The sequence below is a fragment of the Dyadobacter flavalbus genome (assembly GCF_006149045.1).
Taxonomy (GTDB): Bacteria; Bacteroidota; Bacteroidia; order Cytophagales; family Spirosomataceae; genus Dyadobacter; species Dyadobacter flavalbus.
Genome location: NZ_VBSN01000047.1, coordinates 1 through 20,352, shown reverse-complemented (window position 1 = coordinate 20,352; position 20,352 = coordinate 1). Strand labels below are relative to the sequence as shown.

The window sequence follows — 20,352 nt, the reverse complement described above, 5'->3', positions numbered from 1 at the left end:
TTGGATAGATATCATTTCAGAGCGCACCAGGGAATAGATCGAAAAAAGCCTGCAGAGCTGTTTGAAATGTGCGCCTAAAACAACTAACAAACCTAAATTAGTGGTCTAACATAATCGAGGTATCATATAACTCTATGCTTTAAAAATAGGTTTACAAAATTTATATCCCAAAGAGTTAAATTAACTTTAAACGAATACTGTGGTGAACATTAATTAAGACAATCTCAAAAACTCTTGATTTTGATAAAGTAGTTGTTTTCTGCATTCTTGAAAAATCCCTGGATTTTGCTTATTCTGGTGATCCAAAAATAGGGAGTACTACACCGGAACAAAACGGTAAAGTTATGCCTTCCTATACAAAAGCAAGAACTTTCTTAATCCGTCGCTAACATGCTTGTTCTGTGTTTTGTCATTTGACATTAACTGTGGCCAATTTATACCCAAAAGAGAGCAACTTCTTCTCTGACTAGGTCAGCTATTCGCGTTTGGCCGCATGATAGTAATGGTTCCCTGCCTCATCTTCGAATTCTTGGATGAGGCAGAGTTCCGATGAAGCTAATAGCTCTTTATATTTCTCCGCTCCAAGTGATATCAATTCCTTTGCTGTAATAACATCTTCCCATTTCCATTTTTGCGCAGAAGCGGTAAATAACAGCTTCCCGCCTGGATACAGCGCATTTGCCATTTTTTGAATCACAACTTTCTGTGTTTCTTCCGGCAAAAGAAACATTAATCCCCAGGCAACGATCGCATCAAATTGCCGATCAAAAAATGAAGAATCTTCCACAGCTTCACAAGCCACGGGACTATTGTAAAAGTTTTGCCTGAAGATTTCAACCATTGAAGGCGATGCATCAATCCCATAAACACTCAAACCTTCACCGACCAATGCCCTAGAGATCGGGTCGCCTGTACCACAGCCTATATCCAGAACTGTCGCATTTGAAGGCAGTGACCTTGCCCAGTGCCGAACTGATGCTGCGCCGACTCCATCGAAGCCCTTAGAGCGATAGCGAATGAATGTCTCCGCATTGTCTTCATATCCGTTTGATTTGTCCATTTGCATTCAGTCATCGTTTTAAGATCATGTTGTCTCTACCGAGAACAAAATAAAGAACTTATACGCAGCCTGACATATGCTTCAATCTGGTCCTGTACTCTTAGATTTTATCAGACCCGGGCTGCTCGTCTGTAACAACATGCGACCGGTGCAGTACTCCCCAATCTATCATCGAATCGATCACGCTGGTCAAATGTCTTCCCGACCGAGTTAACCTGTATTCAATCAGAACCGGGGTTTGACTGAATACTTTCCGTTCTACAATACCGTTCATTTCCAGTTCCTTCAACTCTTTGGATAACATCCGGGGAGTGATTTTCTCTGTTCTTTCCAGCAGGTCTTTAAACCGTACTACCCCGCGCAGAAGTGAAGCGATAATTGGCAATTTCCATTTGCCATTGATAACATTGAGCGTATCTGTTAACGCCAGAACATAGCGCCTTGGACATTGCTCAACAGTACCGCCTTCCATTATTACTTTGAAATCGCTCATTATAGACTCATTTAGGATTCAGTATACAAAAGTATACTACTATTTCCTAATAACAAACTATACTTTCTATACTGATCAATGTAGTTTTGCTCAACATTAAACAGGATTTCAAAATGATTTTAGTAACCGGAGCTACGGGTCAATTTGGTGCAAATGCCATTGATCATTTACTGAGGAAATGGGTCCATCCTTCACAGATTTCTGCTATGGTCAGGGATGCGGGCAAAGCGGCAGCCCTGCAAGACAAAGGGATTCAAATAAGGATTGGAGATTACAGGGATTACAGTTCAATGGTCCAAGCTTTCACAGGCGTCGATAAGCTGCTATTGGTTTCCAGTAATGACAGGCAGGCCGTTGAAAACAGGACCGGGCAGCACATCAATGCAATCAAAGCAGCAAAGCAGGCCGGCGTTAAACACATCCTTTATACTTCCTTTGTCAGAAAGCCCCACTTTGAGAATTCTGCCATAGCAGCCTTTCAAAACTCGCATGTACAGTCAGAGGCGTTTCTAAAAGACAGCGGAATAGATTTTACCATCCTTCAAAATGGTATTTACCTGGAAATGATACCCGTATTTGCAGGCGATAAAGTGGCCGAAGAAGGGGTAATATTATTTCCCGCTAGTGATGGAAAAGCCAGCTTTGTACTCAGGGAGGAACTGGCAGAAGCCGCAGCGCATGTATTGACGACACAAGGACATGAAAATAAGATTTACCAGCTGACCAACAGTACTGCTGTGTCTTTTTATGACGTTGCTGCTGCGCTATCCACTACGCTCGGAAAAGAGGTTGCTTACCAGCCTATGGAAGTCCAGGCCTTTGAAGCAACCCTAAAAGAATCCGGGGTGCCAGATCTGTATATCAGTATGTTCACTACCTGGGCTATGGCATTATCACAAAATACAATGGATATACAGGATGATACTTTGATGAAACTGCTGGGAAGAAAACCAACTACACTCAGTGAATTTATCAATCGGGTTTATGTAAAACGTTAGTGCAAACAGGTATTGAATATGGAACCGGTATGCTGAAATCATGAAGTTCTAAAAGGAATTCAGGTAAACTTTCAAATTGGATCAGGACTTTTAACCACAAATCTTATCACTACTTGGTTATGTATATTAATCCTAGATCTTTTCACAATTAGAATTACAGAATAAACTTCTTAAGCTACGGTTGACATGATTGCCAGCTAATTTAATTAGTACTATATACCAAAAAAACCGGAAGCATTTGCCTCCGGCCTTTTTAAATTCTGACACCAATTATATAAAATTTTTATTTATTTAACGATTTCGTAGTTGGCATTCTGTGGATCCCAGTTAGCCCATTTGTCAGTCCAGTCGGTTGTTCCGAATGCACCAACTACTGTATTTGCTTCAAGTCCTGCTGGCAGGGTAGCACCGCTCGTCAGCACCGAAGAACCTGTTTGTGGAAGCAAACCTGGCTTAGCAGTGATGGAGTTGTAACCCGTAGCTAATTTAAGATCAGCAACAGCACCAACCATATTTTTGCTTCCGGTTGGAGCAAAAAGCACTTGTGTAATGCCTTCCAATACACCCTGGGCAGGAGTTCCTGTAATAGCAACCATGTTTCCGTCCATTTTAATTTTGCCAGAAGTGAAGTTTGCAATTGCAGGATCACCTTCAATTCTTACAGCAGAACGTGGCCATGCACCCGTTATCAATGTATTATAAACCGAGATTGCTGAATTTCTTCTGATACGCATTGCAGAGTTAAATTTCGCATCAGGCGTTCCTTCTGCCATTGCAATTGTAACGTTAGCAAATTTAGCCGAAGTCTGAGGTGTCGCAGCAGATCCCGCAGCATCGTTGTCAGATTCAAAACCATTGGAGTCACCAGCTTGGTCAGCTATTGCTGGATCACGAAGGATAAAACCATATTGTACGTTTCCTGAGAAACCATTGTCTGTATCAAAGTCATCATCCAGACCGCGATAAGCGATCAAATGTTTTGCATTTACTGCTCCGCCAAACCATTCGAATGAATCGTCACCGGAATAAGAAACCTGTACGTAATCAACTTCGGTTCCTGAACCTACGCCACCAAAAGTAAGACCGTTGATTTCTTTATCCGTTTCGAAAGCGATACCAGCGAACTCAATACGAACATATTTAAGTTGTCCTGAATTGTCAGCTGCATCAGTTCCACCGAAAACAGATACGTTTTCTCCTTCAATTACCGCATTTGGCTTGTTAACCGGTGCTTTTCCAAGGATAATCAAACCTCCCCAATCACCTGCTTTACGTTGTCCTGCTGCTTGATTAGAAGTGAAAATAATTGGCTTGTCAGCAGTTCCTACTGCTATGATTTTTGCACCTGGCTGGATGATTAAAGAACCTTTTGTGTTTTTATCTCCCTTAATGATTGTTCCTGGCTCAATTGTCAGCGTAGCTCCGCTCTCAACATATACAAAGCCTGATACCAGATATTGGTTTGAAGCACTCCATGTTGTATTTGCGGTGATTTTACCTGTAACAGTTTTGATTTCGCTAACAGGGTTTACTACTATCGGATCATCATCATCATCATCGTCGTCATTTGTACAAGAAATAGATCCGAACATTGTAAGCCCCAACATTAGCAAGCTCAAAAGTTTACCTGTGTTTTTCATAAGATAATGGTTTGTTTTTCTGTTTAAAGTCTTTTAATGAAATAAGGGTTGGATTACGACTAATGATTGATTAAAATCTGTAGTTGATTCCAATTTGAGAGTAGCTCCCTCTTCTGTAACTCTGATAGGATTCGTCAACGTTTGTAATTTTCTGGTCAAGATTGCTGTCCTGAATCAGGCGGAAACGCTGGTTAAGCAAATCTTGTATTCCCAATTTGATTTCAAGATGCTCACCCAATGCTTTCACCACATTCAGGTCAATCACGTTTCTTGCCATTTCATAAACTGTTGGCTGCAATTCCTTGTCACCCACCAGGAAGATTCTGCGGCCTACTACATTATAAAGTGCATTCACCTGCCAGCCCCGATTCACATCATTAAAGTAAATTCCGGCATTGATCAGGTAAGGCGATTGTCCCTGCAGCTGACGGTCATTTTCTTGTCCTGCAAAACCTGTCAATACATTACTGGTGATCACCGATGCATTCAGCAACACGCTCAGGTTGTCAACGAATGGCGAGACTGTCAAGTTTTTAAGGGATTTGCGAAGTTCAATTTCACCGCCCGCTGTGTAAGCAGATTTTGCATTGTCCACATAGAATGAGATCCCTGATCCTGCATAGCGAATACGTGCTTCAATTGGATTGAGGAAGTGTTTGTAGAATGCTGCCACTGAAATCAACTCGCCATCTTTTGGATAAAATTCATAGCGTAAGTCAACATTCTGGATCGAAGGCGTTTTCAGGTTGGGGTTACCAACACGGGATACATCGAAGTTAAAGTCATAGTAAGTAAATGGCGCCAGCTCACGGAATTCAGGACGGTTCACAGAAACAGAGTAGGCCAATCTTACTAATGATTTTTCCGTGAAGTTGTAAGCGAAATTAGCCGAAGGCAGGAAGCGCAAGATCGGGTTGTTTACGCGGATGCGCTCGCCACCACCACGCTGTCTGCTTTGCAGTTTCTGGATATTGTTTTCCACCCTAAGTCCAACCGAAGCATTAAACTTTTTGCTAATCGGAACATAAGCACCAAGGTAGCCTGCCATCAATGTGTTTTGCGCATTGTATTTATCGTCCGTGTTAGTTCTTTCAGCGTAGTAAAGCTTGCCAAGTCCAATGTTCTGCGTGTCGAAAAGCTGGCCTGGAGCTTGGTTAAGCAATTCTTGTGAAGCACTGCCCGAGTTGGTCAAATTGAACCACCTTGCTTTGAAAGCTCTATCTTTCATTTCGCCATAAGCACCAGCACGAAGCTTGATCTGCATGCTTTCGTCATCTTCGTAGCCGTTGCGTTGGATGCGGTGTTCAATGTCTGCCCGAAATGAGCTTGTGTATTCAGTTAGTTCAGAATAAAATCTTGCACCTCTCGTTAAGCTCGCGTTACTTCCAGGAACAAGCTCAACCCGGAATGGGCCGTTGGTTCCTATGGCTCGGCTTGATATAAAGCGGCGGTAATCAGGTTCGCTACGGAATGTTGTTCCCAAGGCACCCAGCCATTTTACCGTTGTACGAGCGCCCAGTTCGTGTGTTCCACCCAATTGGCCAGAGTAAATGCTCTTGGACTCGTAACGAAATGCGTAGTTTTGAACCTCCGTATCATTATCCGTATTGTAGCCTTGACGGAAGTTAGTTTCTTTATTTGAAAGCTGGTTGAACAGGTTTCTGAATTCAATTTTATGGTTTGGATTGATGATCAAAGCCCAGTTGGACATCACACCCAGACGGACATTGTTCTGGTATAATTCATCCTGATAATAGCTCTGAATGTCTGATTTTTGTTTCTCAGTATTAAAGCTCAGGTAACGGAACTGCGTTGTTGGCAAGAATTGGTGGCTTGAAGAATAGTTGACATTATTGAATGTCGTCAACTTCATATTCCCTAATTCAAATTTGTGGTTAAAACCCAGTGACGCACGAAGATCAGGCGTAACAGATTTTGATTTCAGATCAAAGAATTCAGGCAGGTTACGGAAGGCGTTTAACGAAGCATCTGATGGAGAATTTTCACTTTGCAATCTTCTCGTTGATGGAAAACCGTTTGGAAGCGCTCGGTCCGACGCACCAAAACCGGTCCAGTCAAGGGAAGAACCATTATAGTCACGAACATTTTTGAATGTTGTGTTTCCGCGGTAACCGCCCGTCAAACTGAATGTAAAACCATTATCGTCAGGGATTGTTTTTGTATATATCTTGATAATCCCCCCTGCAAATTCACCCGGCAATTCAGGTGCGCCGGATTTATAGATCATCATCCGATCAATGGCTGTGCTAGGGATCAAATCAAATGAGAAAGATTTCACGTCAACTTCGGTTGAAGGCGTGATTGCATCATTCAACATGACAGTGTTATAACGCTCGTTCAAACCACGTATAATAACGAACCGATCGTCTTGAATTGAAATACCCGGTACACGGCGTACCACTTGTGAAGCATCACGATCTTGTGATCTTTGGATCTGCTGGGCTGAAATACCAACAGCAATCTGTTCAGCCTGCTTGATTTCGGTGATTACGGAAACGTCGGTGAAGGATTGACGTTGTCCGACGATCTTAACTTCTTCCAGATTCGCCACATCTTCCTCAATAGTTGTATTAATGAGAACAGCCTGGTTTGGGTAAACTTCAACGGCAATTTCTTTTGGCTTGTAGGAAACGTAGCTTACAATGACGGTTTGCTTTCCTGTTGGGATATTTTGAATGTCAAAATTTCCTTCAACGTCGGTTGCTGTTCCAATGGGAGGCGTGGAGCCTTTTAAAACAATGCTGGCTCCTATAACTGCTTCTTTGGATTTGTAGTCAACAATGTTTCCTTTAATCGAGCCCGTTTGGGCGAATGCCAGCGAGGTGCTGAAAAGGAAAAGTAAAAAGGAAGTAATCTTTAAATTCATTTCTAGTGTCAGATATTTTTTGACACAAACTTACCGTCATAGCATTACTCCTTTATTACCTTAATATTAAGATATTGTTAACACCAAGGGATGACTAAATAGTTGTTTTCTATAATGTTTATTTAAGAATATGCGTAAAGTATACTGAGATTATTTTGCAGTATCAACGAGACTTTTCTGGTATATCTAGTTCATTACTAACCTGTTTCAATTTGAACGGAGTTTGCCAGTTAACTAGCCCTTTTAAGAAACTGCTTATGAAAACAGTAGCTGGTGTACCAGATTATTCAATCATATATAGTCTTTGATATTGAATAATTGTTAACTCATTGAGGTTAAAGTAATGCTAATTTTAATTTATAGATTTTTTTAAAAGTCGGATCATAAGAACCAAATAGAAAGCGTGATCTATTATAAATAGCATTGCATCTGTCTTTTATTTTACTAAAAATAATGGTGCGTTCTTCCTGAATTACATAGATTTTTTGAAGTAAAAGGTCTATGTCTTTTGTCATTAATTCTGTTTGGTTAATTAATGATTGGCATTTATCAATAGTATATTCTGGGTTATCGGGTGTATATGAACACTCTTGTGCTTCAGCTACAAGCAATTTGAAGTTATTTATTAATATACTGTAAGAATTAACGAAGCTGTTCATTTCTCTATCAAATGCAGGTTTTGAAAAATCATAGGGTGGAGAAACAGGATTTTGTGCCCTCATAATTCCATGAATGAGTCTTACCTTCTTACGTTGATCCGACTTTGGTGGTAAAATTTTAGTTAGATCGTTTGTAATTTTCAATGCCATCGCCCTAACACTGTATTGCTGTCCTTGAAACATGTCTTTTCTGATGACTGATAACTCTATATACTGCCTTATAAGATCAAAATAGACTGCACTTTTATTTGTAAACAAAACTAGATCGTAGCTAAGAGCTTGGCCTGAGGTAAGATCACTACTATGAGAATAATTATCATTTGAATTTATAGTCTCTGCAATTTCCCTTGCTTTGCCTGTTCTTCTTGTAATTCCTTTTTCAAAAGGAGTTTGATTTAAAGACATTTTATTAAGTGGTTCATCTAATCCATGTACCATTGCATAATAATTAGATAAAAAATATCAATATACTTGGCCTAAATATGTTGATATTGAGCTTTTTAACTTAATTAACTACGAATGCAAGTTGCATTAATTACCTTTAAAAATTAAAGACGTAATGTGATGTTAGAAAAATTTGAGTAAACAAAATAAACAATATCACATCTGTTTTAAAATATCTTCAAAATAAAAAAGTTTAATAAATTACTAGAAAACGTTGAAATGTAATACTCCCCAAAATCGAGACCATCAATTAATGATAGTAACTTGACTTTGAGCTTCTCCTGGATTATGAGACAGTTTGAATTAGAGTTTCCGGTGTTTCTTGATGTAAATTAACAAATTCTTTCGGAGTTAAATCATTCAGCGCGCTGTGTGGCCTAAAGTGATTGTATTCCCATCGGAAATCTTTGATTTTTTCTCGTGCGTCGTCCAGAGACAAAAACCAGTTAACCGAAAGACACTCATCATGGAACTTCTCATTAAATGACTCCACATAAACGTTAACCGTAGGTTTTCCTTGCCGTGAAAAGTCCAGAGTTATACCATTCGAATATGCCGGCACGGGCCGCCCCGCATAGATCCAATTCTTTAGATATAAATTCGCTGCCATTGTCACATTGAATCCTATCAGGAAAGCATCCCTCAACTAAACATATTCACTTTAATTCTGCAACAACATCAATGCCTTTTAATGATTTACCGATGTGCAATCCGTGGCAAATTTTACCGCCAAGCGGCCTTGTACAATTATCCAATACAGTTAACACTCGGAATTGTTCTCCGTTGAAGAGTTCATCCTGGACAAAATCCATACCGCGCGGAGTCCGCTCCAAACTTTGTTTATTCCTTGAGTATCTAAACGTTCCAACCGATGTTCGGCATTACGGTTCCTTTTTGGTCTTTTAGTCCGCAAATTCAGCTTGCATGCCTTGTAAATGCGGTAAACTCGTTTATGATTGTCGTTAAAACCTTCTCTTTTCAACAGCACAAAGATCCTCCAGAATCCATATCTGATTCTGGTATTTGCAATTTCCTTCATTCGCATCGCCAGCAAAGTATCATCCCGGCGGTGGCGTTTATAGTAATACATAGCCCTTACTAATTTCACACAGCGGCAAGCTCGTTGGATTGAAACATGATAATTGGATACTAGCCAGTTTGCCATTTCTTTTTTGTATGGCGGTCTCACAGCTTTTTTTTATAACATCCTGCAGCATTTGTATATCTAAGCTAAGCCGCGGTGGCAGGCCACTTTGTTACAAGTTTTTTAACTGTGCATTCTCATCTTCAAGTTGCCGTAACTTGTGCAGCTCTGACACACCCATTCCACCGTACTTCTTGCGGTCCGCCGCCGCGGTTCCAATTAAAGAACGTGGCTTGGGAAACTCCCAACTGGCTACATATCTCTTCAACGCATGTTCCTGCTTCGGATTGCCTAAGTGCAAAAGCAATCTGTGCTTTTATAAATTTCGATTTTTTCATAATGACAAATTACGTTTTTGATCTGCTTTTGCCACCGAAAAACTCTAGTTTTCAGCTGTCTCGTTTACTTGGGGAGGTCACAGCCAAAGAGCATGGCTGGAGCAAAGTCAAAAGCTAAAAGCGGATTTTATGGGAATACAAAATGGTAATGCTAAATAACAATCAATTTAAATGTTAATATCTTCTTAAAGACCAGATAATAAATTGAGATTACCTTGATTGGCTTTTCGAATTTATACAATTGAAATGCTATCAATGAAGCATTATTTTTCCTACTTACAACCATCTGCAACACTAATTGCATCTCTGATTTTCAGTATTGTAATAGCATGTATGCTCATGCCTGCTTTTACTTGCTATGCTGAATTAAAAGCTGGAAGCAAACCTGCAAGTAATGCAACGCCAGATTCTATATATCTGCAAGTCACCCGATTACTTGATCGTTCATTAAAAAATAATGATTCAAAGACAGCGGGGTTGTGCTATCAGCAGATTGGGGATATCTTTTTTGAGGAAGGTGCAATGTCTCACGCGCTTTCCTATTATCACAAAGCTGATACCTATTTCGTAAAAGGCAAGAACTATATTAATCTTGGCAATAACCTGAACAGAATTGGCAGAATTTATTTTAAACACAAGCGGAATGCTGCGGCATTAAACAACTTCCGGGAAGCATTGAAGCTGTTCAGGACCGGAAATGATCATAAAGGAATTGCGGAATCTTACAGCTACATCGGACAGGTTTTTGAACAAAAAGAAGCATATGACAGCTCTCATTTATACCAGGAACTTGCATTGGCGGAATTTAAAAGGCTGAATGATAAAAGTCAGATTGCTTATACCTATTCGCGTATCGGAAGTATATATGAAGATCAGCTCAAATTGCAAACTGCTTTGAAGTACTTTTTACTGGTTCATAAAATATACAGTGAAGGGCCTGCAAGCGTTGAACTGGCTGCCATCATGAACAATATCGGTGACACTTACCGTAAAATAGGAAACTACAATCAGGCGCTCCATTACAGCAAACGAGCGGAGACATTAGCTGCCAGGCTACACGACAATCGGCAACTTAGCAGTGCACACCGCGATCTGGCAAAAACATTTGAACAACTGAAACAATACGATAGTGCCTATTATTACAGTGAAAAATCAAGAATGGCTTACTCGAAAAGCTATAATACAGAAAGTGAAAAGCAACTGAATTTGATCCAGACTCTCTTTGATGTTCAGCATAAAGACAATGAAATTGAGCAACTTGAGAGTAAGAACCGGTTTAGTCATATACTTACCTTGTCGATTCTTGTTTCAAGCTTGTTAGCCACGTTTTTGGGAATCAGTCTGCTTAGCCGTCAGCGATTAAAAATTAGCAACAGCAAAATCCTGTTTGAAACCCGGCAGCAATCCATGGAACTGGAGCTTTACAACAAGCAATTACAACAGGAAAGCTTGAAGGCCGAACTGGAACTGAGAAGCAAAGAGCTCACCAGCATCACACTGCACATGATTAAGAAGAATGAAGTACTGGAAGATCTCAAAACCAGGCTTGCATCTATCGTAAAAGAGGACAAACGAGACCAGCGAAAAGAATTAAAACAGCTTGTAGAATTCATCAATCTGAATAGCAGTCAGGATAAAAGCTGGGAGGATTTTCGTGTTGTTTTCGAGCATGTTCACAAGGATTTTTTCGAGAAGCTGATGATGCATACCGGAGGGCTTACTGCTACCGACCTTCGTTTTCTGGCACTTCTGAAAATGAATCTGAATTCAGCCGACATGGCAACCATGCTCGCCGTTTCCCAGACCAGTCTTCGGACAACACGGTACCGCCTGCGTAAAAAGCTCCAGTTGCCAGAGGATGCCAGCCTTCAGAAGTTTGTTCACAACCTGTAATCTGATTGGTTTTGATGCTGCTATGTTAACGGTTTTTTAAACTGTTAACACAAAGATAATGGCAGGATATTAATCTATAAAATATTGTAAATTAATATGTTAACTACCTGTTTTTCTTTATGTAGACGATCTGTTTACGCGTCGTGAATGCATGTAGACGTTTAGTAGCCGGCCAGAATTAGCATCCTGAATTTTCATATGGATCTTTATATCGCCAGGCAAACTTACTACTTATCTCACAACTGAATTTACCGTCTCAAAAGAAGAACTATGAGAAGAATCCTACTACTGCTTTTTATAACTGCAATCCCTTGCATCAGCTTTTCACAAAGTCTGATCACTGGCCGCATCATTGACGACAACAACCTGATCTTGCCGGGAGCAACGGTAAAAATTGAGGAGTTGTCCCGGGGAACAGTTTCGGATCAAAACGGAAATTACACTTTAATTGATGTACCCAATGGCATCTACAACCTGACAGTCACTTACATTGGCTATGAAGTATTAAAGCAATCCGTGAACGTGGCCGGACAGAATGCAAAAGCCAATTTCAAATTGAAGCTGACCGACAATAACCTGCAAGCCGTCGTTGTAACCGGAAACCGGAGCGCGACACTGAAAGCCCTTAACCAGCAAAAGAATTCAGACCGTATAGTGAATGTAATATCTGCGGATCAGGTGGGCCGTTTTCCGGATCCCAACATTGGAGATGCACTTAAAAGGGTTCCCGGCATTTACGTACAGCTGGATCAGGGCGAAGCGTCACTCGTCAGTATCCGGGGAACAGATCCTTCCAAAAGCACAATCAATATTAACGGATCAAGCATTGCGGGTACAGGCGAAAACCGTGCTGTTGGAATCAGCGCAATCCCGGCGGATATGGTGCAGTCTGTTGAAGTTACCAAGGCCATTACACCTGATATGGATGGTGACGCCATTGGCGGGGTTGTGAATCTGGTAACCAGAAAGGCGCCCTTTGCAAGGTTGCTGTCCGTTACGGCAGGAACAGGTTACAGCGATATCGTTCAGAAACCTGCCTACAATGCCAACATTGTCTTTGGTGACCGGTTTCTGAAAGACAAAAAACTGGGTGTCATGGCTTCTGTATCTTACTATCAGCAATTTTTAGGGTCCGATGATCACCAGACAACCTGGGAGGATGTTAAATGGGTAGATCAGCAGACATACTTTATGCCACGCTTTTTGAATATGGTTCAGAACAACCTGGAACGCATCCGGCAGAGCTATACCGTTGGCATTGACTATAAGCTGAATGCAAAGAACACGCTCACTTTCACGGGAATTTACAATAAGTACAATGACTGGCGTAAAATCTCCACGCTGAAAGTAGATGATATTGGTGCGGGGTATCCCAAAAACTGGCAGCGGGCAGCAGGCTGGGAGGGAAACAGAAAAATCACAGATGCCAATAACGATTACATCGATGATGTAGCCGGTGAATACTATCTGAACGTCAAAAATGACCCTAAACATCCGGTTTATCAGCCGGAACTGGAACGCCATATAGAAGGGGGTCTCAACAACCGGAATGGCAGCCAGATCATTCAGAAAATTATCAACTTTGGTCTGGAGGGCGAGCACATTCTGGGAAAAGTGAAGGTAAACTGGAAAGGCTCTTATCTGAAAAATGTAACAGACCGGCCCGATGTCATCGAGCTGGAACTGGAAAGCGAAAATGAAAAAAGTGTTCAGATGGACTACACCAAAACAAGGTTTATCAAAGCAAATAACGGATTTGAAGTCGAGAACATACTTGAAAACCTGGAAGATAAGCCCTCTTACCGGGCGGATTCGGCCGATACGTGGTATATGGACAATTTTACAGGAACCGATAAAAGGGCAAGCACCAGCCAGTACCTTGCACAACTGGATATATCCGTTCCACTTGTAGAAGGAAAATTTGGCAACATCCTGAAATTCGGCGGCAAATACCGTGGGTTAACCCTGAAAAACGAAACGACCAGAAGGGTAAGATGGACACCACAGATTGATCCTGCCTTGCGGGCACAGTACGAGGCGGAACTTGCAGCCGGCAATAAACCCAAAGTAGCGGATTATGTAGGCTGGACCCCATTCTGGTCCGGATTTGCAAATAATTCAACCAACATCAGCAAAACGCTGAATATAGAATCGGATTATAATGTAGGCAACGCCGGCTCCTCTGCATGGATTTCCAACCTGAACAAGAGTTACTATGGCGATACGGAAGACTTCATGCTCAACAGGGTTTATCAGGATGTGCTGGGTAACAATTACTATGGTGACGAAGCCATTACGGCCGGATATATCATGTCAACCCAGAATTTTGGTGAAAAGCTTTCATTGATTCTGGGTGGACGAGTAGAGCACAGCTCTGTAAAATATGAAGGTTACAATTACAACGTCCGCGCGGATTTTATACCCGCAAAGCAATCAACCAAATCTGAATTCCTGAACTTTATGCCGGCATTTCTGGCACGGTATGCACCTGCTAAAAACCAGGTTTACAGGTTTGCTTACACCAGCACGATTTCCCGGCCGAACTACAAGGATATTTCTCCTTACATCAGTGTCAACGTGCGGGATAAAGTGATCAGCCAGGGAAATCCGGATATCAAGCCTACACTTTCCAACAACTTTGATTTGCTGGGAGAATTGTATACCGGAAACACTGGGCTTGTATCAGCAGGTGTTTATTTTAAAAATATAACGAATTACCGGATTCTGTCCAGAGATCTGGTGCCTTTCAGTGAAGTGATCGGAGCAGCCGAATCGCCGGAATCGCTTCTTGAACAAGGTGCAAATCCATCCACCGTTGCGTCTTACAAAACGGATTATGACAAGCTGAAAGCCAGCAATGGAAACCTGGAAAGGACCCGTCCGGGGAATGGTGGAACAGCAAACATTTTAGGAATGGAATTCTCCTTTCAGCAAGGTCTTTCTTTTCTGCCTGAGCCGCTCAATAATCTGACTTTGTACTCGAACTACACCCATAATTTTATTTTTGTAAAAAAGGGAGAGCCAAAGCTTCCCGGTACAGCCAAGGATATTCTGAACCTTTCGCTGGCGTATGAAGTCAAAAAGTTCAATGTGCGTCTTTCCTATAATAATACTTCTGACTTTGTTACGATTCTGGGAACAGACAGCAAAGGCGATGTATATTATGACAAAGCACATTATCTGGATGCGAGTGTCAATTACTTCTTTACACCCAAATTGTCGCTCTATGTAACTGCAAATAATCTTCTGAATCAGGATCAGCGCAGATATCAGTACAAGCCGGAATATACATATTCATCGCTTTACACAGGCGCTACGGCAACCATTGGTTTGAAACTAAATCTTTATTGACCTCGCAGAACGGGTGATACGACATCGTATCACCCGTTCTAAATTCTGATTTTAGCATGAGGAAAACCATTGTTCTTCTACTTGCCGTTACCGGTTTCATGTTTATGTCGTTAAGGGTCAGCTTTCCGGCTGATCCGTCTGTTGGTGTTGAGAACGGATTGGAATATTTTCAGGACGCCGCTGGTGAATTCAAGCTTTCCAACCAGAAATTGTACGCTACGATAGAAGGGTTGAATTCAGACGCTACGTCCATTATTCAGGCACGGCGGGCATTGGCGGAATGCAGGCGGAGTTATAAGCACATTGCATTTTTTACATCTTACTTTTTTTCGAGTGAAACCCGTTTTTACAATGCGGCACCTAAGTTTGAAGTAGAAGAACCTACATTGGAACTGATCGAACCAATGGGCCTGCAGCAAATAGAGGCTTTGCTTTTTGAACACGATGTGCTCGCAAATAAAAACATTCTTCTGGCTCATTCCGATGCCATGCTTACTTCCGCCGGCGATTTGCATTCCTTGCTTTTTGGTCTGGAAATCAATGATGCACAAATCCTGGAAAGCGTCCGGATGGAGCTGATCCGGATCAGTACCCTGTATATGTCGGGATACGATGCGCCACTGCTGAAAACCGGTATAATGGAAATAACCGCTGCTACCGAAGCACTTTCAAGCATTTTGACGCCCTATTTTGAATCGGAGCCATCCAAAGCAAAGCTGTTGGATAGCCTTTTGAAACAATCACTGACTTACCTGAAAGCGCATCAGGACTTTGATACCTTCAACCGCATGGAATACCTCACCCGCTTTGCTTTGCCCATGCAAAAAGAACTGGGTGCATTTGTATCAGGACTGGGATTGATGATTAATACAGCGCAGTTTCTAAATGAAAAAGCTCCTCATATTTACAGCAGAAATGCGCTGAGAAGCTGGGGAAATTCAGGCATGGATTCTGTTCAGAGTAAAGCATTGGCTGATTTGGGAAGACTGTTGTTTTTTGACAAATCGCTTTCCGGAAATGCTTCGACAAGCTGTGCAACTTGTCACCAGCCTCAACATTATTTTGCGGATCAACTTAAGAAAAGCCCGTCTTTGTTTTCCGATTCGATTCTGAAAAGGAACACGCCGACGCTCCTGTATGCAGGCTGGCAGCATACGCAATTCTGGGACGGCCGGGCTATGAACCTGAAAGATCAAATCCATGATGTGATTTTTAATCCATTGGAAATGAATGGAAGTAAAGAGTCGCTGAATTTGAATGTATTGAAAAAGGAACAATACCAAAAGTACATCCGCGCTTCATTTCTTGAGAAAAACACAGCAGATCTGGGTATAGCAGAAGTGTCCGAGTCGCTGGCGGCTTTTGTGAATCAATTAAGCCCTGCGAATTCATCATTTGATGATTATATCAGTGGTGAGCAAACTGCACTGACTGACCGGCAGGTAAACGGCTTTAATCTTTTTATGGGCAAAGCGCAATGCGGCACCTGTCATTTTCCACCGTTTTTCAATTCCCTGCTTCCGCCGCTTTTTGATTTGTCGGAAGTAGAAATCCTGGGAATTACGACTACGGATGATTTTACAAAACCTTATTTGGACCCCGATCCGGGCCGCTTTGATCTTTACAAAATGCGTTATTACAAAGGCGCATTCAAAACACCGACCGTCCGGAACGCAGCTAAAACAGCGCCGTATATGCATAACGGTTCATTTAAAACATTAACCAAAGTGCTTGAATTCTATAACAAAGGAGGCGGTAAAGGATTGGGACTGGCTGTTGAAGAACAGACTTTGTCTTCCAAGCCGCTGAACCTTTCCGATCACGAAACCGAAGACATTATCCTGTTCCTGGAATCCTTAACCGATTCAAATCTTTAAAAAAGTATTTTCCTAATTACATCCAACATGAAAACAGTCAACCTTTTACTTATTACTTTATTTTTCCCGCTGATTTGCTTTGCCCAGATAACCGAACCCGCTAAAAAACCGGTTGCAAAGAAAAAAGGTCCCTTAATGGGCATACAGGCAGATCTGCTACGGGGACCATACCTGCAGATGGCCACGCCCACCAGCATGACCGTACGCTGGAGAACCAATGTATATGACCGCAGCAGGGTAAAATACGGACTTGCAATGGATAATCTGGATATGCGTACCGACGATTCCACGCTGGTAAATGAGCATATTGTAACGCTGAAAGGCCTTAAACCGGCAACCAAGTATTTTTATACAGTAGGCAATCTGGCCGACACTACTTTGCAGGGCGATGCAGAAAACTATTTTTATACCTTTCCCGAAACAGGCAGTGAACAGCTGGTGCGCATTGCCGGTTTTGGCGATTGCGGAAACAACTCGATCAATCAAAGGGCTGTCCGGGATCAGGTAGAAAAATATCTGGATGACAAACACCTGACAGCCTGGATTCTGATGGGAGACAATGCTTATTCGGACGGGACAGATGCTGAATTTCAGGCCAAGTTCTTTAACCTTTACAGGGATAACCTGCTGAAAAAGTATCCTTTGTATCCGGTGCCGGGAAACCATGATTATCACGATTTTAATTCTTCACCAGCTTCCGATCAGAACAAAATTGCCTATTACCAGAATTTCTCGCTACCCATGCAGGGCGAAGCTGGAGGCGTTGCATCCAACACAGAATCCTATTACTCGTATGACATCGGGAACATTCATTTTCTTGCCCTGGATTCATACGGTCCGGACAAAAAAGGAACGCACATTTATGATCAGATGGGCGAGCAGGTGGAATGGGTGAAAAAAGATCTGGCCGCCAACCAGAACAAGCAATGGGTTGTAGCGTACTGGCATCATCCTCCGTATACAATGGGTTCACATGATTCGGACAAGGAATCATTACTGGTTAAAATTCGTGAAAACTTCATCAAAACGCTGGAAGATGGCGGGGTAGACCTTGTGCTTTGCGGGCACAGCCACGTTTACGAACGCACAAAGCTGATCAAGGGATATTATGGAAAAGAGGCAGATTTTGATTCTAAAAAACATGAAATCAGCACATCCTCGGCTTTGTATGATGGCAGTAAAAATTCTGCACCATATCTAAAAAGCAAGACCAATACAGACGGTACCGTATATGTAGTTAGCGGATCGGCTGGCGCATTGGGTGGTCACAAGGAGACTTACCCGCATAATGCAATGTACTATTCCAACAATGAGATAGGCGGCGCTGTGATGCTGGAAGTAGAAGGAAACCGGCTTGATCTCAAGTGGATTTGTTCGGACGGCAAGATCGGTGACCACTTCACAATGATGAAGGATGTGAAAAAAGCCGATGAAAAAGTGCTCAGAAGTGACAGGAAGCTTTCCAGATAAGTATAATCTGAAATCAGGAATTGTACAAAGCGGCCTGAAATGCATGCAAGCCGCTTTGTACCTTATGTTCACAATTGCATAACATTTAGATAAAGTACAACTACACGCGTTCCGATAGCTTTGTGTAAAGATTATTGCTTTGTACAAAATTAACTCACAATGAAGATGCATTTTACCCGTATACAGAAAACAGGCAGCGCAGCCTTGATCTTAAGCGCGCTGACCTTAGGCTGCAGTCTTGATGACCATAACAATGCGCCCGTCGATTCGGCTAAATTGATAAACCGATCGGTAAATCCTGCGCTGATCAAGTCAATGCCCGGATTTGAAGATCTGAAAATCACCACTTTGATCAGTTCGGATGACAAGCTTGCGGATTCGCCGGACTTTATTTACGGTGCCCAGCCAGATGGCGGCGCATTTATGCGGAATCCTGACGGAGAAGGGTTTGTGATGATCAATAATCATGAAATTCTTTTTTCTGTTTCCCGGGTTTACCTCGACAAAGAACTGAAACCTGTAAAAGGCGAGTACATTGTGGATGCGGAAGGCGGGCAATGGCGGTTATGTTCTGCTACTTTGGCAACACCGCAGGAGCATGGTTTCGGACCGATATTCCTTACAGCCGGTGAAAGTAATTCAGAGTCAATGACGCATGCCATTGATCCGTTTGGAGCAGCAGACAAAAAGAACAAGACGCGAACGGTCAGTGCATTTGGAAAATGGAACGCAGAAAATGCGGTTCCGCTGCCCAAAGATGCATTTGCAGGAAAAACAGTTATTGTGATCGGAGAAGATGATACCAATGGCCAGTTGGTGCTGTATGTATCGGATGTGGTCGGTGATCTGAACAATGGTAAATTGTATGCCTTGCGCAGGACCAATCAGGAAAGTGTGGAAACCGCTATGCAAAAAGGACAGGTTTATGACGTCGAGTTCGTTCCTTTTGACAATGTTAAAACAAGCACCGGAACCGAACTTCAGGCCCAGACGGTAGATAAAAAAATGGTTCAGTTTGCCCGGGTAGAGGATATTGATTATCTGAAAGGCGGGAACGGACTGGGCCGGAACATCTTTTTCACAGCAACCGGCGTTAGTCAGGCCGATAAAGTTACACCGGTGGAAGGCAAGAACATGTGGGGAAGGGTTTATCATCTAGAATTTGACGCATCAAATCCCTTGAAAGGCAAGCTTGAAATCATCATAGACGGTCAGGATAAGCCCGGAAGCTTTATTGTTAATCCGGATAATATCTGTGTGACGAAGAACTTTGTCTATGTTCAGGAAGACGGGGATTCGTTTTACAAAAATAACGATCATGACGGGACCATATGGCAGTACAACCTTGCAACCAAGCAAAGTAAAGCCATGCTGCAGATGAACCACCGCCGTGACGATGCAGCCTTTAATGCAAAATACAATTCAGTGGGCAATAATTCGCTGAGTACCTGGGAATACGGTGCAATGATCGATATTTCTGACGTCGTGGGAATCCCGGAAACCTTCATGGTGAACCTGCATCCGCACACCTGGCAGGATGAAAAATACAAGGGTGCAGACGGAAGCGGTATTTCGACCAACAAGGAAGGCGGCCAAACCGTGATTGTTCAGGGTATCAAACAGTAATTTTTTCCATAGAACGTACAAAAGGTAAGGCTCTTAACGGGGCCTTACCTTCCTATTTATAAGCGTATGAAAAGTCATTCCGGCACCATCATAACACTGCTATTTCTGATCTTTTTTCTGCCTTGCTGTAAAAAGGCACAAAGCCCGAAAGAGGTACTTTATGTACAGTTTAATGATGATCTCAAGACATTGATTTTCCGAAACGAGCAGTTTCTGGGCTTTGCCAGGACTATGAAAAACAAGGCAGAGCTGCAATCGGAATTCCTTAAGCTTCGCATGCAATACAAAAAGGTAGAAGCTTTTACAGAGTACTTTTTTCCGACTACGGTCAGGCTCGTCAACGGCGCACCGCTTGATGAAGTGGAAGATGAAGAAAATGCCGTCTTTGAACCCGGCGGCCTTCAGGTTATAGAAGAACTGATTTATACGACAGATTCGCTTGAAAGAGACGAGCTCGTGCGCCACGTTCGTA

11 protein-coding genes and 2 pseudogenes are annotated in these 20,352 nt (G+C 42.2%); 7 read left to right on the top strand and 6 right to left on the bottom strand.

Going from position 1 to position 20,352, the window contains the following annotated elements:
• Positions 1-475: 475 nt before the first annotated feature.
• Both FEM33_RS15910 and FEM33_RS15905 read right to left on the bottom strand, forming a co-directional pair.
• Positions 476-1,060, bottom strand: coding sequence for a class I SAM-dependent methyltransferase (locus tag FEM33_RS15910; RefSeq protein WP_139012994.1), 585 nt, complete (start codon positions 1,058-1,060; stop codon positions 476-478).
• Between the two features lie 100 nt (positions 1,061-1,160).
• Positions 1,161-1,553 carry a winged helix-turn-helix transcriptional regulator gene (locus FEM33_RS15905; RefSeq protein WP_139012993.1) on the bottom strand — a complete coding sequence of 131 codons (393 nt, stop codon included), beginning with the start codon at positions 1,551-1,553 and terminating at the stop codon, positions 1,161-1,163.
• Between the two features lie 113 nt (positions 1,554-1,666).
• Here FEM33_RS15905 and FEM33_RS15900 point away from each other — a divergent pair, with 113 nt between their 5' ends.
• Positions 1,667-2,551: an SDR family oxidoreductase gene (locus tag FEM33_RS15900; RefSeq protein ID WP_139012992.1), complete on the top strand. Its 885-nt coding sequence runs from the start codon at positions 1,667-1,669 to the stop codon at positions 2,549-2,551.
• A 287-nt stretch (positions 2,552-2,838) separates the two neighbouring features.
• On the opposite strand, the gene FEM33_RS15895 is transcribed toward FEM33_RS15900, so the two are convergent.
• From FEM33_RS15895 to FEM33_RS15880, 4 genes and pseudogenes are all read right to left on the bottom strand, one after another.
• A complete protein-coding gene (locus FEM33_RS15895; protein ID WP_139012991.1) occupies positions 2,839-4,191 on the bottom strand; it encodes a beta-helix domain-containing protein in 1,353 nt (450 codons plus the stop codon).
• Between the two features lie 70 nt (positions 4,192-4,261).
• The gene (locus FEM33_RS15890) at positions 4,262-7,078 is read right to left on the bottom strand and encodes a TonB-dependent receptor (protein ID WP_139012990.1); all 2,817 of its coding nucleotides are present in this window, start codon (positions 7,076-7,078) and stop codon (positions 4,262-4,264) included.
• 335 nt (positions 7,079-7,413) lie between these two features.
• A complete protein-coding gene (locus FEM33_RS15885) occupies positions 7,414-8,142 on the bottom strand; it encodes a hypothetical protein (protein ID WP_139012989.1) in 729 nt (242 codons plus the stop codon).
• A 325-nt stretch (positions 8,143-8,467) separates the two neighbouring features.
• Positions 8,468-9,663, bottom strand: a pseudogene (locus FEM33_RS15880) (IS3 family transposase).
• Positions 9,664-10,185: 522 nt separating this feature from the next.
• Between FEM33_RS15880 and FEM33_RS15875 the strand changes: the two are divergent.
• From FEM33_RS15875 to FEM33_RS15850, 6 genes and pseudogenes are all read left to right on the top strand, one after another.
• Entirely contained in the window at positions 10,186-11,556 is a 1,371-nt protein-coding gene (locus FEM33_RS15875; protein ID WP_161597154.1) for a tetratricopeptide repeat protein, read from the top strand.
• Positions 11,557-11,826: 270 nt separating this feature from the next.
• Positions 11,827-14,907, top strand: a complete 3,081-nt coding sequence (locus FEM33_RS15870; protein ID WP_139012987.1) for a TonB-dependent receptor — start codon at positions 11,827-11,829, stop codon at positions 14,905-14,907.
• Positions 14,908-14,963: 56 nt separating this feature from the next.
• Positions 14,964-16,784, top strand: coding sequence for a cytochrome-c peroxidase (locus FEM33_RS15865; RefSeq protein ID WP_139012986.1), 1,821 nt, complete (start codon positions 14,964-14,966; stop codon positions 16,782-16,784).
• Positions 16,785-16,811: 27 nt separating this feature from the next.
• Positions 16,812-18,254: a purple acid phosphatase family protein gene (locus FEM33_RS15860; RefSeq protein ID WP_201747773.1), complete on the top strand. Its 1,443-nt coding sequence runs from the start codon at positions 16,812-16,814 to the stop codon at positions 18,252-18,254.
• Between the two features lie 159 nt (positions 18,255-18,413).
• Positions 18,414-19,880, top strand: a complete 1,467-nt coding sequence (locus tag FEM33_RS15855) for a hypothetical protein (protein ID WP_139012985.1) — start codon at positions 18,414-18,416, stop codon at positions 19,878-19,880.
• Between the two features lie 66 nt (positions 19,881-19,946).
• Positions 19,947-20,352: pseudogene (locus FEM33_RS15850) on the top strand (cytochrome-c peroxidase); the annotation flags it as partial.